General features: G+C 43.3%; 13 protein-coding genes and 1 pseudogene. 7 read left to right on the forward strand and 7 right to left on the reverse strand.

The window, feature by feature from the left end; translation table 11 throughout:
• Positions 1 to 117: 117 nt before the first annotated feature.
• Together LLY41_RS04150 and LLY41_RS04155 are read left to right on the forward strand one after the other, a co-directional pair.
• Positions 118 to 1,428 (forward strand): Na+/H+ antiporter family protein, encoded by a 1,311-nt coding sequence (locus LLY41_RS04150; RefSeq protein ID WP_304587024.1) that lies wholly within the window; start codon positions 118 to 120, stop codon positions 1,426 to 1,428.
• A 95-nt stretch (positions 1,429 to 1,523) separates the two neighbouring features.
• Positions 1,524 to 2,120: a sulfite oxidase-like oxidoreductase gene (locus LLY41_RS04155; RefSeq protein ID WP_304588010.1), complete on the forward strand. Its 597-nt coding sequence runs from the start codon at positions 1,524 to 1,526 to the stop codon at positions 2,118 to 2,120.
• Positions 2,121 to 2,155: 35 nt separating this feature from the next.
• Here the strand turns inward: LLY41_RS04155 and LLY41_RS04160 are convergent, their stop codons facing one another.
• The 5 genes from LLY41_RS04160 to LLY41_RS04180 all read right to left on the reverse strand — a co-directional run bounded on the left by LLY41_RS04160 (position 2,156) and on the right by LLY41_RS04180 (position 5,958).
• On the reverse strand, positions 2,156 to 2,680 hold the full coding sequence (locus LLY41_RS04160; protein ID WP_095243618.1) for a MerR family transcriptional regulator: 525 nt from the start codon (positions 2,678 to 2,680) through the stop codon (positions 2,156 to 2,158).
• Between the two features lie 259 nt (positions 2,681 to 2,939).
• Positions 2,940 to 3,443 (reverse strand): phosphatase PAP2 family protein, encoded by a 504-nt coding sequence (locus tag LLY41_RS04165; RefSeq protein ID WP_304587025.1) that lies wholly within the window; start codon positions 3,441 to 3,443, stop codon positions 2,940 to 2,942.
• A 318-nt stretch (positions 3,444 to 3,761) separates the two neighbouring features.
• Complete coding sequence (locus LLY41_RS04170) at positions 3,762 to 4,790, reverse strand: alpha/beta fold hydrolase (protein WP_304587026.1); 1,029 nt, start codon at positions 4,788 to 4,790, stop codon at positions 3,762 to 3,764.
• The gene (locus LLY41_RS04175) at positions 4,791 to 5,147 is read right to left on the reverse strand and encodes a hypothetical protein (RefSeq protein WP_286137230.1); all 357 of its coding nucleotides are present in this window, start codon (positions 5,145 to 5,147) and stop codon (positions 4,791 to 4,793) included.
• A gap of 37 nt (positions 5,148 to 5,184) precedes the next feature.
• Positions 5,185 to 5,958: an SDR family oxidoreductase gene (locus LLY41_RS04180; RefSeq protein ID WP_304587027.1), complete on the reverse strand. Its 774-nt coding sequence runs from the start codon at positions 5,956 to 5,958 to the stop codon at positions 5,185 to 5,187.
• Between the two features lie 181 nt (positions 5,959 to 6,139).
• Here LLY41_RS04180 and LLY41_RS04185 point away from each other — a divergent pair, with 181 nt between their 5' ends.
• On the forward strand, positions 6,140 to 6,382 hold the full coding sequence (locus LLY41_RS04185; RefSeq protein ID WP_304587028.1) for a hypothetical protein: 243 nt from the start codon (positions 6,140 to 6,142) through the stop codon (positions 6,380 to 6,382).
• Positions 6,383 to 6,453: 71 nt separating this feature from the next.
• Here the strand turns inward: LLY41_RS04185 and LLY41_RS04190 are convergent.
• A pseudogene (locus tag LLY41_RS04190) lies at positions 6,454 to 7,862 on the reverse strand (alanine/glycine:cation symporter family protein).
• Positions 7,863 to 8,148: 286 nt separating this feature from the next.
• On the opposite strand from LLY41_RS04190, the gene LLY41_RS04195 reads away from it, so the two are divergent.
• The 3 genes from LLY41_RS04195 (at position 8,149) to LLY41_RS04205 (ending at position 11,806) form a co-directional block, all read left to right on the forward strand.
• Positions 8,149 to 9,390, forward strand: coding sequence for a PucR family transcriptional regulator (locus LLY41_RS04195; RefSeq protein WP_304587029.1), 1,242 nt, complete (start codon positions 8,149 to 8,151; stop codon positions 9,388 to 9,390).
• A gap of 117 nt (positions 9,391 to 9,507) precedes the next feature.
• On the forward strand, positions 9,508 to 10,638 hold the full coding sequence (gene ald / locus LLY41_RS04200) for an alanine dehydrogenase (RefSeq protein WP_035332008.1): 1,131 nt from the start codon (positions 9,508 to 9,510) through the stop codon (positions 10,636 to 10,638).
• Between the two features lie 916 nt (positions 10,639 to 11,554).
• Positions 11,555 to 11,806 (forward strand): hypothetical protein, encoded by a 252-nt coding sequence (locus LLY41_RS04205; protein WP_095243625.1) that lies wholly within the window; start codon positions 11,555 to 11,557, stop codon positions 11,804 to 11,806.
• Between the two features lie 156 nt (positions 11,807 to 11,962).
• On the opposite strand, the gene LLY41_RS04210 is transcribed toward LLY41_RS04205, so the two are convergent.
• Entirely contained in the window at positions 11,963 to 12,379 is a 417-nt protein-coding gene (locus LLY41_RS04210) for a YuzC family spore coat inner layer protein (protein ID WP_304587030.1), read from the reverse strand.
• A gap of 232 nt (positions 12,380 to 12,611) precedes the next feature.
• Here LLY41_RS04210 and LLY41_RS04215 point away from each other — a divergent pair, with 232 nt between their 5' ends.
• The gene (locus tag LLY41_RS04215; protein WP_304587031.1) at positions 12,612 to 13,235 is read left to right on the forward strand and encodes a DedA family protein; all 624 of its coding nucleotides are present in this window, start codon (positions 12,612 to 12,614) and stop codon (positions 13,233 to 13,235) included.
• The last annotated feature ends 45 nt before the right edge of the window (positions 13,236 to 13,280 follow it).

Below are 13,280 nucleotides of genomic sequence, written 5' to 3' on the forward strand. Positions count from 1 at the left end.
CCATTGACATAAAAAGCAGAAGTATGATAATTTAATACATGTGTTTTAGTTCTCTACCAATTTAGCACACTAAAGTAAAAGTAAAAGTGAAACAAAGAAAAGAAAGAGGGTTGCATCATGAATGCAGTTATACTTGCAGTTTTGATCATGCTTGTTCTCAGCCTTCTGCGCGTCAATGTGGTTCTTGCTCTTGTGGCAGGTGCATTGGCAGGCGGGCTCGCAGGCGGATTAAGTATAGATAAAACCATTGAAGTTTTTTCAAATGGACTTGGAGGCAGTGCAGAGGTTGCATTGAGTTATGCGTTATTGGGCGGATTTGCCTTAGCCATTTCCGCAACAGGGCTTCCGAATCTATTAGTGGAATGGGTCCTTGACAAGGTCGGAAAAGACGGGGAGTCCAAAGGGAAAACATTATCAAAGGCACTCATCGTATTTTCTATATTAGCAATGTCTATTTTTTCCCAAAACTTAATTCCCATTCATATCGCGTTTATTCCCATTTTAATTCCGCCATTATTAAAGGTTATGAATGAGCTGCAAATAGACCGGCGTCTGATTGCGTCTGTAGTGACATTTGGTTTAACGGCTCCGTATATTTTGCTTCCTGCAGGCTTTGGCCAGATCTTCCACGGAATACTCGCAGAAAATATGGAGAACAGCGGGCTGGCAGTGGAAATGGCTGATATCCCGAAGGCAATGCTTATTCCTACAGCTGGTATGGTTGCGGGTCTTTTAGTGGCGTTATTTGTTTACCGTAAAAAGAGGGATTATCGTCCATCCGAATTAATTGAGACGGAAAAAGGCAATTACTCCAAAAAGGGTATTATTTTTTCACTCATTGCAATTGCGGCAGCTCTCATCGCTCAGCTTCAGCTTGATTCGATGATCTTTGGGGCTTTGACAGGTATTATAGTTATTTACATCAGCGGTGCGATTAAATGGAACGAGACAGATCAGCTTTTAACTGATGGTATGAAAATGATGGCATTCATTGGATTTGTCATGCTGGCTGCATTCGGATTTGCTGATGTATTAAAAGAAACAGGCGATGTTGATAGCCTTGTTGCACAGGCGGCTGAGGTAATTGGCAATAATAAATCACTTGCAGCCTTGCTGATGCTTCTTGTCGGCTTACTTGTTACAATGGGGATTGGATCTTCATTTTCAACCATCCCGATTATTGCAACTATATTTGTGCCGCTTGCACTGGAGGTTGGTTTCAGTCCGATGGCAACGATTGCTTTAGTGGGAACAGCCGCAGCTCTTGGAGATGCCGGTTCTCCTGCATCAGACAGTACATTGGGGCCAACAGCAGGCTTGAATGCAGATGGACAGCACAATCACATCTGGGATACATGTGTGCCAACATTCCTGCATTACAATATTCCGCTCATCCTGTTTGGATGGCTGGCGGCAATGGTCTTATAATCGTAAGCAGCTTCCCGGTAAGGGGGCTGCTTTCATTGTTATCAGCCTGTAAAGTAGGGTACGATAAAGAAAAGGAAGGAACGGAGGTGGCTTTAGTGTATTTTGGGAAAATCAGAAAACAGACCTCAGGCCGGGTACCGCCCAATCAAAACGTGACGACTGCCTTTCCTGTACTTCATTACGGAAATGTTCCGTACTATAAGGATATGAAGGAATGGAATCTGCAAATATTTGGAGATGTGGAAAAGGAATTATCTTTTTCTCATGAGGAGGTAATGAACCTTCCTCAGACTCAGTACAAGAATGATATCCACTGTGTCACGGGCTGGTCAAAGCTTGATAATGTCTGGGAGGGAGTCTCTGCCGCAGAGATCGCCAGGCGGGCAGGCGTAAAAGATACAGCACAATTTGTGATTCTTCATGCGGAAGAAGGGTGGACCACGAACCTTCCCATTAAAGATTTTCTAAAAAGCACCAGTCTGCTGGCACATACCCATAACGGCGAGCCCCTTACTCCCGAGCGCGGATTTCCGCTGCGGGCCGTGATCCCGCATCTGTATTTCTGGAAAAGTGCAAAGTGGATTAGAGGCATTGAGTTCTCTAAAACCGACAAGCCTGGTTTTTGGGAGAGAAACGGCTATCACAACTATGGAGACCCATTTCGAGAGCAACGGTTCAGCTGGGATGATTAATAAGAATAAAAGCGTTGCTAACGCTTTTATTCTTATTAAAATCCGAACAGCATTGTGAAAATATTTCTCTTTTTTAATTTCTTCCTGGGCTTCTCCTGATCAAAAACCAGAAGGGTATCAGGAGGGATGTCCCGAGTTTTAACAGCTGTCCTGGCTTCAAGAGCCTCAATTCGTTTAAGCAGGCGTGCATTTTCTTTCTGCAGATCCTCTATTTCGCTGCGGTGCTGAAGCAGCTGATAAGACACCACATCATCTGCTTTTCCGTTCAGCCGCTTCTCAAGCTCGCTGATTATTAAATATATTTTCTCGATTGCCGGAGCGGCAGCTGCTTCTGCATGGACCGTACCTTTTCTCGTCTTTTTTCCCTTTACAGTAACATCTTGCAATATAATCCCCTGATTAAGCTGATCCTGCACCTGTTTTAGCAGGCTAATGTCTTCTTCCGTAAATAAGTAATGACCCAATTCATTTCGTTCCGTCCGGAGCTCCAGTTGTTTAACCCATCGCTGAATAGTGCTTGGTGAAACCCCTAATAATTTGGCAGCAGCACTTGTATTCATACTGATCCCCTCCCGTTTTCACAAGGAATTCTACCCGTTTAACGGGAAGTCCTTCCCGGCTGACAAAACAAGTTTTCTTTCGCCAAAGAAAGTGCGGATTTTACATTTTTTTAATCGCAGTCTAACGGGCAGTAAGACCCCCACTTCAAGACTCAGAGGAATCAAAGGAGGATAAGTGGGGGTCAAACTGCCCGTAAAGGCCCGATTGGTTCAACTAACAATCAGTGGGGGATAAGGAAAACCCCCACTGATTGAAGTTTCACTTTATTTCTGGTTTTGAAAGTTTTTCTGTGAACCAGCCTATTGTTCCGCCAATAAGAGCACCTCCAATAACATCGGAAGGGTAGTGGTGGCCTGCCCAGATCCGGGCGAAGCCTGTGCATGCTGAAACCCACAGCAAAATGCGCCCTATAAATCGGTTTCCGTAAAAAATAACGATGGAAGCAGCAAACGACACCACTGTATGCTTGCTTGGAAAACTTGAATCTCTTTTGGCTGGAATCAATAGGCCAACCCTGTTTTTTATGAAAGGACGGGGCCTGAAATAACAAGTTTTTATAATCCTATTTACAAAGATAGCAATCAGGGAAGCTGCAGCAGCTTTTTTTGCAGCGGTTCTGGAAGGTCCTTTGGCCAGCCACATGCATGCCAGTACAAATAAAAATAGATGCCTTGCCCTATTTGATAAAAGAATCATTAAAAAATCCATAAATGGCATACGTCCGGATAAACGGTTGATTGCCTTGAAAATCCTCAAGTCCATTATTTGTCTCCTTCTGCTCTTGTCATTTTCAGATGCCAGCTTAAGGCTTTCCTGCGATTGTCAATTGTTCATTTGCTTATTATTTGCAGCTAAGCATGTAAAAACACCATTTGTGCTAACACAAAAAAATAAAACCATGCAGCAATTGCATGGTCTTAAAACTAAGCAGAAAATAAGTCTCTAAACACAAATGAAGCAAAACCCATATAAGCACTAATGGTGTAGTCTTTTATTATATAATTTGGATAATTCCATGAAATCATCAAGTTACCTCCTTTAAATGTTGAATCCCCTGCAGAGGCAGGGGAATCAACAATTTTATAGTTTCCCTGATCTTAGTGACAGCCATTTGTCCAAGTAGTCAGGAACTTTTCCTTCCGAAGTTAGATTGGCATGCCCGCCCTGAAGCAGATGAAAAGTTTTATCAGCGCTTGAGACAAGTTCTATGACCGGAAGAATCTGATCTTTTGGCACAAGACGGTCGTTATCTGAAGCGACAGCGAGCAAATTAGCTTTAATATTACTGAGGACGGCTTTCTTTTCTCCGATCGTTAATGTACCGTTCACAAGCTTATTGTCTTTTAATAGATCCAGGTGAATTTGCTTCAGTGCAGCCCCTGCAAATGGAATATGGCCATTGGTCCAATGGTTAAATCGCTTCCAGCGGGATGCATATGCTTCATCATCCGCCCTGGCCAGAAGTGATAAATATGGAGAGTAATAAAGGGGAGAAGTAAATAACCGCATACCTGATTTAATGGCAAAGGCGGGGATAAGTCCCCATGCATCGAAAGTGGTTTCCAGGCTGCCGTCTCCATTTCGCAGTTCATCTGCCCATTTATCAAAGACCGGGACAATGGTGAAATCAACCGGTGCAACAGACAATACTAAGTTTTTGACCGGTTCATCCGCAATGGCCGCATAAATGGCTGCAAAGGTGCCTCCCAGGCAAAAGCCCATCACACTTATTTCGTCTGCCCCTGAGTGATATAAAGCTCTTTTTACCCCCTTCTGGATGTATTCAGTAATATAATCTTCCATCGTGATGTCTTTATCCTCATAGCCCGGAATCCCGAAATCCAGCAAATAGACATCATACCCGCTGTTAACCAAAGCTTCGATTAAACTGTTCTGAGGTCCCAGGTCCAGAATAAAGGGCTGGTTTACTAGTGAATAAACAAGGAAAATGGGAATACTGTATCTTTTGCTGGCAGGGGCATAATGCCAGAGAGTTGCCTTATTTCTCGTCCAGACTGCAGTCCTTGGAGTTACATTGATCTCCGGAGCAGGCTGTAAAAGAGTATTTAAAAATCCAAGCAGTTTTTGGGAAGCTGTGTTTTGTTCCATTTATTTTTCCGCGCTTTCAGCAGGGCTGCCAAGTGCTTTTTTTAATTCCTCAATTGATCTGGCCAAAGCGATGACTTTTTCGTCAATCTGATCCATTTTTTCTTCAGCCTGCACAGTCAGTTTTGCTGCATTTGCCACGTCGGTTTTGGTAGGGAAATTAAGAGGGATGGATAGTGTCTCAATGGCGTCCCGGAGTTTTTTCATGCTTGCTGCAGTCACCTCGGAACGGGTGACTAAGTTTTTGAAAATATCTTCTTTGTTAATAGAGTTCTGAATAGATTCATTCAGTTCTCTTTCCACTTTTGTCCCTAACTTTTTTATTGCCTGCAGCAGGACTTCTGTATGGTTAATAGACATAAACATTCTCCTTTCTATGAAATTAGCTCTGTGAAACTTAAAGGGATACAGTCATTCCTCCATCTACGACTAATACCTGTCCTGTCACGAAATCAGACGCTTTGGATGATAAGAAGACAGCTGCTCCTTTTAAGTCATGTTCATTTCCAAATCTTCCGGCAGGAATCTTTCTGAGAATAACTGAACTCGATTTTTCAAGGACTTTTGTAATTTTGGTAGGAAAGAAGCCTGGAGCAATAGCGTTTACTTGAATGCCGGCAGGAGCCAATTTTACAGCTAAATCCTTTGTAAGTGCGATAACTGCTCCTTTACTTGTACTGTAAGCCACTGCATCAAGAAATGCTGAGTGGGTGCCCCTCATTCCATTTACAGATGAAATATTAATGATTTTGCCGCTTCCCTGCTTCGTCATCACTTTTGCGGCAGCCTGTGAAAATAAAAACAGCCCTTTTAAGTTCACATTCATGACTTTGTCCCATTTATCGGCAGGCAGATCCAGAAAAGGTGCAACCCAGGATGTACCGCTATTGTTAATGAGGATATCGAGGCTTCCAAATGTCTCCAGGGTCTTTTGGATGACCTTCTGAATGTCTTCTTCCTTGGTGATGTCGCATTCGATGGCAAGGGCATTAACTCCTTTGGCTTCAAGGCTTTTTCTGACATGCTCACATGCTTCAATTCTGCGTGAGCAGACGACAACATTTGCTCCTGCTTCCCCAAGTGCATTTGCCATTTGCTCACCGAGTCCGCGTCCTCCTCCAGTGACAATGGCTGTTTTATTGCCTAAATGAAATAACTCGTTCAATTCCAACGTTATCCCTCCCTTATTTGTTATTAAGAAGCAATCCTGATTTTTAAAATAGACTTCGATATAGTATAGACAAGTTCACCTCATGTGGTGCTAAAATTGTATATTTTCCTTGTCCCAAAAATGTATAAGGAAGACAAAAACAGAAAAGGATGGATAACAGACGGGGGAGGGAGGCGAAAAGGTGGAAAGAGAACAAATCGAGGAGCTTTTTGAAGAAAGCGGATATTCAGGTTTAAACAGCAAGCTTGCCTATAAAGTCTGGATGACAGGGGCATGGGATGATGCGGATGAAGATAGAATAGAAGCGTTTTTAGAGGCGTATTCTTTTGAACAAGAAGGAATTATAACTGGTGAGTTTCTTTATCACTATCGGATATTTGCTTATATTCATGAGAAAAATGACCTGCCGTTATTTCCGCTTTAGGGATACCGCCTAAACAAAAACAAACACAGATCAAAGTGAAGGGACCTGTGTTTGTTTTACATATATTAGTATTAGCTAGCCTTATTTAACTGCTTATTTGCTGCTTTATAGTGGTTTTCAAAGAATTCATTAGTATCTTTAACAACCACTTTGCTTAGAAGGATTAGTGCAATCAAGTTAGGAATCATCATTAATGCGTTTGCCATGTCGGCAAATGCCCAAACAGTAGTTAAGTTGGCAACCGCACCGATTCCAGTTGCGAAAATGTAAATGGCGCGGTATCCCATAATTCCTTTTGTGCCAACAAGGTATTCAAAGCATTTTTCACCATATACATACCAGCCGACAATTGTTGAGAAACCGAAGAAAATTACAGAGAAAGCAACGATATATTCACCAGCTGTTCCAAGAACATGGGAAAAGGCTGCACTTGTTAATGCTCCGCCGTCAAGGCTGCCGTCATGCGCAACACCTGAGATCAATCCGCCTGTTGTGTCCCAGAAACCAGTCATGATAAGCACCAGGCCGGTCATCGTACAAACTATGATTGTAACAATAAATGTACCAGTCATCGCAACAAGAGCCTGTTTTACAGGATGGTCTGTCTTTGCGTTTCCTGCAATAAGCGCTGCTGTACCAAGACCGGCTTCATTAGAGAAAATACCCCTTGAAACACCATTCTTGATTGCTTCGGATACGACAACACCTACAAAACCGCCTGTCGCTGCTACCGGATTGAAGGCATAGTAGAAGATTGTCTGGAAACCAGGAATGATTTGATCATAGTTAACAGCGAGTATCAGTAATGCCCCGCCGATATAAAGAAAGGCCATAACTGGAACAAAGAATCCTGCTACAGTACTGATTCGCTGAATGCCGCCAAAGATAATTAAGGCAGCCAGTACAGCAAGAATAACACCTGTAATCCAATTATTAATTCCAAAAGAAGTATCCATAACTGCGGCAATCGTATTCGATTGAACACTGTTTCCGATGCCCAGTGCTGCAAAAGCGCCAAAGACCGCAAATGCCACTGCCAGCCATTTAAACTTTTTACCGAGACCGCGTTCCACATAATACATCGGTCCGCTGGAATACTCACCATTTGCATTCTTTACACGGTATTTCATTGCCAGTAATGCTTCGGCATATTTGGTTGCCATTCCAAGCAAACCAACAATCCACATCCAGAAGATGGCTCCTGGTCCGCCGAGTGTAATCGCAGTGGCTACACCGGCGATATTACCATTACCAATGGTTGCTGCTAGAGCAGTCATTAGAGCCTTAAAGTTACTGACATCGCCTTCAGCATCGGATGTAGCTTGGCCTTCTTTTGTAAATCCTAATTTAAACGCATATATCAGCCTTCTGAATTGAAGACCCTTCAGCATGAATGTTAAAAGAACACCCGTACCAAAAAGCAAAATCAAACTTGGTGTGCCCCAGAGCACCCGTTAATTTTATTAAGCGTCTCAAGCATAAATCATCGCCTCCCAGATGTTAACGCTTTCAAAATCTGTAAATCAAACTATTAAAATATGATTTTTTGTGAACATGTCCTATTGTAAAATTATCTGAATATAACTTCAAGGTAAATTAAAAAAATAAAACTATTAGGAATTTTATAAAAAGTGGTGACAGGTACCGCCCGAAATTTGTCGAAAGGCACGATGGCTTTGGTAGAGTACAGGGTGGGACCTGAGGTATAATATAATAGGATAGAGAACGTGAAGTTTAAAGAAGTTTTATGATTGGGTGATAATAAAATGGAAAAAGATCCGTTTAAGAGGGCATTTAGTGATCTGGAGGAACTGGTAGATAAGATCCGCGATGTCCTGGAATGCCCTGTTACGATAGAAGATGTTAATCATCGCCTGCTGGCATACAGTACACATGATGACCAGACCGATACCGCGAGAATCGCCACAATCATCAGCAGAAAGGTTCCTGAGAAGGTGATTAATCGTTTATGGAAGGATCGTGTGATTCCCCAGCTGATGCAAAGCGGCGAACCGCTTAGAATTCCTGAAATAAAGGAGATAGGACTGGGAAATCGGGTAGCCATTTCAATACGCAATCATAATGAGGTATTGGGCTACATCTGGGCAGTTGAAGAAGAAGCCGCTTTAACAGAAAGCAAGCTGAATATGCTAAAGCTGGCTGCACAGTCTGCAAGAACGGAAATGCTAAGATTAAATGCCCAAAAGAAAAAAAGAGCTGAGGGCTATCGGGATTTTTTCTGGGAACTGCTAACCGGCCGTTTCCATACCCATGATGAAATCTCAGAAAGATTTGAGGATTTAAGCATAAAACCGCCATCACCATTTGCTGTGCTAGCCTTTAGGTTTAAAGAAGAAGTTACCTCTAAAATAGAGCAAAAGATCATCTATCTGATCACGACAAGCCAAAAGGTTCATATAACCTTTCATGCCGCGATGGGGAACGAATTCGTTATTTTAGCAGTGCCACCTGAACCTGCTCAAGCTGAAAATACGTTTATCGAATTCATCGAGTTTTTCATTGATCAAATGAAAACACGTTTTGGCATCGATCATATTACCGGGGCAACTGGAACAACTTATCAGCACTTTGAAAAAGTGGAAAAAAGCTATCAGGAGGCATTGCAGGTCCTGCGTCTTAAAGAACAATTTCCGGAAGAGATCCATCATATTTATAGCTATCAGCAGCTTGGCATTTTCCGCTACCTTGATGCCATCCTTGAAAAGAAACGGCAGGAACCGTATGAGCACCCTGCTATCGAAAAGATTATTAAATATGACCTTGAGCACCGGACCAATCTGCTTACTACTCTTGAAGCCTTCATTGATCATGACAGCAATGTGAATGAAACAGCAAAAAAGCTGCATATTCATATGAATACACTGAATTACCGATTAAAGAGAATAACCGATATTGGGAAAGTTGACCTGAAGAATACAAATACAAAACTTTCTTTATATCTTGAACTTAAAATCCGGAGAATGGAAAAGAAGAGCCCTCATTTGTAGATTTCCACAAATGGAGGCTCTTTTATTTTACCGATTTAACAATGACAGCGCTTTACTAAAATTATTATACTGACGATAGTAAATATCATAATTGATAGATTGAAAGGGGAATTTTCCATGATTATTGGAGTACCTAAAGAGATTAAAAATAACGAAAATCGTGTTGCTGCGACACCAGCAAGCGTTGACGCATTAGTAAAGTCCGGACATAAAGTATTAGTAGAAATCGATGCAGGAATTGGAAGCGGTTTCACTAACGAAGATTATACAGAAGTAGGAGCCGTTATCGTAGATACTGCTGCTGAAGCATGGGCTGCTGAAATGGTTATGAAGGTTAAAGAGCCTCTTCCATCCGAGTATGGTTATTTCCGTGAAGGCTTGGTTCTTTTCACATACCTTCACCTTGCAGCAGAGCCTGAGCTTGCAAAAGCATTAACTGAAAAAGGTGTTACAGCGATTGCTTATGAAACAGTAGAAGTAAACCGCACATTGCCTCTTCTTACTCCAATGAGTGAAGTTGCAGGACGCATGTCTGCTCAAATTGGAGCTCAATTCCTTCAGAAGACGAATGGCGGAATGGGAATCCTTCTTGCAGGTGTTCCAGGGGTATCACGCGGAAAAGTTACCATCGTTGGCGGCGGTGTTGTTGGAATCAACGCAGCGAAAATGGCAATTGGACTTGGCGCACAAGTTACAATCATCGACTTGAGCCCAGAGCGTCTGCGCCAGCTTGACGATATCTTCGGAAACAGCATCCAAACGTTAATGTCTAATCCTTTCAACATTGCAGAAGCTGTAAAAGATGCTGACCTGGTAATTGGTGCGGTTCTAATCCCGGGAGCGAAAGCGCCTAAGCTTGTAACAGAAGAAATGATTAAAACAATGAAGCCTGGTTCTGTAGTTGTTGACGTAGCGATTGACCAGGGCGGTATTTTCGAAACTGTTGATCACATTACAACTCATGACAACCCAACATATGATAAGCATGGCGTTGTTCACTATGCTGTTGCGAACATGCCTGGTGCAGTTCCAAGAACATCAACAATTGCTCTTACAAACGTTACAATCAACTATGCTCTGCAAATTGCAAACAAAGGTGTTGTAAAAGCGATTGAAGATAATGCAGCACTAAAGCTTGGCGTAAACGTTGTAAACGGAAGCATCACATACCCAGCGGTTGCTAAAGACCTTGGCTATGAGTACGTATCTGTCGAAGATGCATTTGCTAAAGTAAAAGCAGCTAACTAATATACCAAAAATCCCCTTGGCCAAAAGGCTAAGGGGATTTTGTTTTATGCAGGCGGGCGCCTTCCGCTTTTCCAGTGATGTCTAGCTCCAGCGCCTACCCCCTCGAGGTCACAAGCCAATCCTCACAAAAAGGCAAAGGACGCCTTTCCATGAGGCTCGTCTTGTGCTTGTCGGGGGTGAGCAAGGCGCTTCCGCTTTTCTATTGTTGTCTAGCTCCAGGCGCCATCGGCTCTCGAGGTCATAAGCCAATCCGTCCAAAAGGTTAAAGAACAACCTTTTAGCCGGCTCGTCTTATGCTTGTCGCCGATAAGCGGGCGCCTTCCGCTTTTCTAGTGTTGTCTAGCTCCAGCGCCTACCCCCTCGAGGTCACAAACCAATCCTCCCAAAAAGGCAAAGAACGCCTTTCCGTGAGGCTCGTCTTGTGCTTGTCGGGGGTGGGCAAGGCGCTTCCGCTTTTCTATTGTTGTCTAGCTCCAGGCGCCATCGGCTCGAGGTCATAAGCCAATCCGTCCAAAAGGTTAAAGAACAACCTTTTAGCCGGCTCGTCTTATGCTTGTCGCCGATAAGCGGGCGCCTTCCGCTTTTCTAGTGTTGTCTAGCTCCAGCGCCTACCCCCTCGAGGTCACAAACCAATCCTCCCAAAAAGGCAAAGAACGCCTTTCCGTGAGGCTCGTCTTGTGCTTGTCGGGGGTGGGCAAGGCGCTTCCGCTTTTCTGGTGTTGTCTAGCTCCAGGCGCCATCGGCTCGAGGTCATAAGCCAATCCGTCCAAAAGGTTAAAGAACAACCTTTTAGCCGGCTCGTCTTATGCTTGTCGCCGATAAGCGGGCGCCTTCCGCTTTTCTAGTAGCCCACTCAAAATAAGGACATTTGCATATTAAATAGAGAAGGGATTGAAAATGAAGGAGGTTACCCTGCATGTATTATTATAGAGGCCCATATAGAAACGGGAACGAAAGGTTTTTCTTTTTAGGAGCTCCTTTTGTCGGCGGCTTGCTTGGCGGTTTCCTGGGAGGCGGGCTGGGAGCAGCTCTATTTGCTCCACGCCCATTTTACGGCCCTCCGCCTCCGCCGCCTTTCTATGGCCCGCCAGGAGCACCATATGCTCCTTACGGCGGTGGCGGCGGATACCCTGGCTATGGCCCATATGGAAACCCATATTACCGTTGAACACGCGAGAAGCTCTCTTGATTGAGAGCTTTTTTATTGGATAGGACATATAAAATCGACCAAGGTGATTAGCTCTGTGGAAGAGTGTCTGCGTCTAGCTCCAGCGCCTACCCCCTCGAGAAGTCGGGGGTGAGCAAGGCGCTTCCGCTTTTGTTTTTACATCCATCTCAGTTTCAACGTTAAATCACAGCATTTCTCTGGATCCTCTTTGTCTGATTCGAAATGAAGTCTTAGCCCGTCGGGTGTATAGTCAACTGAAGGGACTCGCGAGATGCCTGTCGACTTCAGCAGATTTTCGATTGCAGCCTTGTTGGATTGCTGGGCCGCTGACATCAGTTCAAATGAAAACTTTTTTGACTCTGCCATATTTACAAGTAATGTGCCGGCATCTCTCATGAGGACCTCCATTTTTTTTGCAGAGCTCATGAACATTTGGGGATCCACAGCAGGCAATGTCCTGTAGAAATGCACAGGGTGATAATAAGTCTGATAGGCCTGCGGATAATTCCAGCAGCTATGCTGCTGAGGATGATATCCGGGCTTTGGGTAACGAAAATAATAATAGGGGTACATCCGGTTCTGCCCCTTTCGATTAATAATAAATGCACGCATTCTCAATATATGAAAACAAGGCTTTTCCTATGAAGGAACAAAAATGTTTCACCAAAAGTTAGGCATAGGAGATGGATAGGAAGAGAATTTTTAAAAGGATTGATATTATTAGAAAAGGGGTAAAAGAAGGGAATGAAGAATATATTAGTGTGGTAAATAATTGTGCACAGCTTACATAGAGAGGAGGCCCCGAATGGAACTGGAACTGGTTTTGGAAATCATTGAAGATAACGGATATTTGGGGCTGTTTCTCTGGCTATGGGTAGGAGTTTTTATTTTTCCTGTGCCAAATGAATTGATTGTTATGACTGTTGGACTTTCTTCCTCTTTAAAAACGCTTCACCCTGTGCTTGCATTTATTGTCATTTATCTTGGCATTTTGGCGGCGTTGTCAACCTGTTATACCATCGGGCGTTTGATCGGAAGGCCTTTACTAAAGTACTTTCATAAAAGCAAAAGGATGTCTAAAACGATTGATTCTTCTTTAAAGCTAATGGAAAAGTATCATGCCTTTTCCCTCTCCTTCAGTTATTTTGTTCCGGGTATCCGAAACTTCCTTCCCTTTTTATACGGCTTCAGTAAATTGCCATTTAAAAAATTCGCTTTATTTGCATACAGCGGCGCATTGATCTGGCTGTCTTTAGCTTTTACAATCGGCTACGTATTTGGAGATCATATTGACACCATCATCAAACATGAAAAAGAAATACTGATTGGCCTGGCAGGCATTGCTGCAATCCTCCTTATTTTCCGCATTACCAGAAAAAAACGCGGAAAAGAGCAGGAAAAGCTGCATGATCAGGGGCTGGGACTATAATATTAAAAAGGCAGCCAGATGCTGCCTTTTATATGTCTAGCCGCG

It is taken from the genome of Cytobacillus firmus, assembly GCF_023612095.1.
In the GTDB taxonomy this organism is placed as follows: domain Bacteria; phylum Bacillota; class Bacilli; order Bacillales; family Cytobacillaceae; genus Cytobacillus.

What these genes read in the sequence shown, in the direction of transcription:
- LLY41_RS04150 (WP_304587024.1), top strand. Translation starts at nt 118, where the DNA reads ATGAATGCAGTTATACTTGCAGTTTTGATCATGCTTGTTCTCAGCCTT.
- LLY41_RS04160 (WP_095243618.1), bottom strand. Translation starts at nt 2,680, where the DNA reads ATGAATACAAGTGCTGCTGCCAAATTATTAGGGGTTTCACCAAGCACT.
- LLY41_RS04165 (WP_304587025.1), bottom strand. Translation starts at nt 3,443, where the DNA reads ATGGACTTGAGGATTTTCAAGGCAATCAACCGTTTATCCGGACGTATG.
- LLY41_RS04170 (WP_304587026.1), bottom strand. Translation starts at nt 4,790, where the DNA reads ATGGAACAAAACACAGCTTCCCAAAAACTGCTTGGATTTTTAAATACT.
- LLY41_RS04175 (WP_286137230.1), bottom strand. Translation starts at nt 5,147, where the DNA reads ATGTCTATTAACCATACAGAAGTCCTGCTGCAGGCAATAAAAAAGTTA.
- LLY41_RS04195 (WP_304587029.1), top strand. Translation starts at nt 8,149, where the DNA reads ATGGAAAAAGATCCGTTTAAGAGGGCATTTAGTGATCTGGAGGAACTG.
- ald (WP_035332008.1), top strand. Translation starts at nt 9,508, where the DNA reads ATGATTATTGGAGTACCTAAAGAGATTAAAAATAACGAAAATCGTGTT.
- LLY41_RS04205 (WP_095243625.1), top strand. Translation starts at nt 11,555, where the DNA reads ATGTATTATTATAGAGGCCCATATAGAAACGGGAACGAAAGGTTTTTC.
- LLY41_RS04210 (WP_304587030.1), bottom strand. Translation starts at nt 12,379, where the DNA reads ATGTACCCCTATTATTATTTTCGTTACCCAAAGCCCGGATATCATCCT.
- LLY41_RS04215 (WP_304587031.1), top strand. Translation starts at nt 12,612, where the DNA reads ATGGAACTGGAACTGGTTTTGGAAATCATTGAAGATAACGGATATTTG.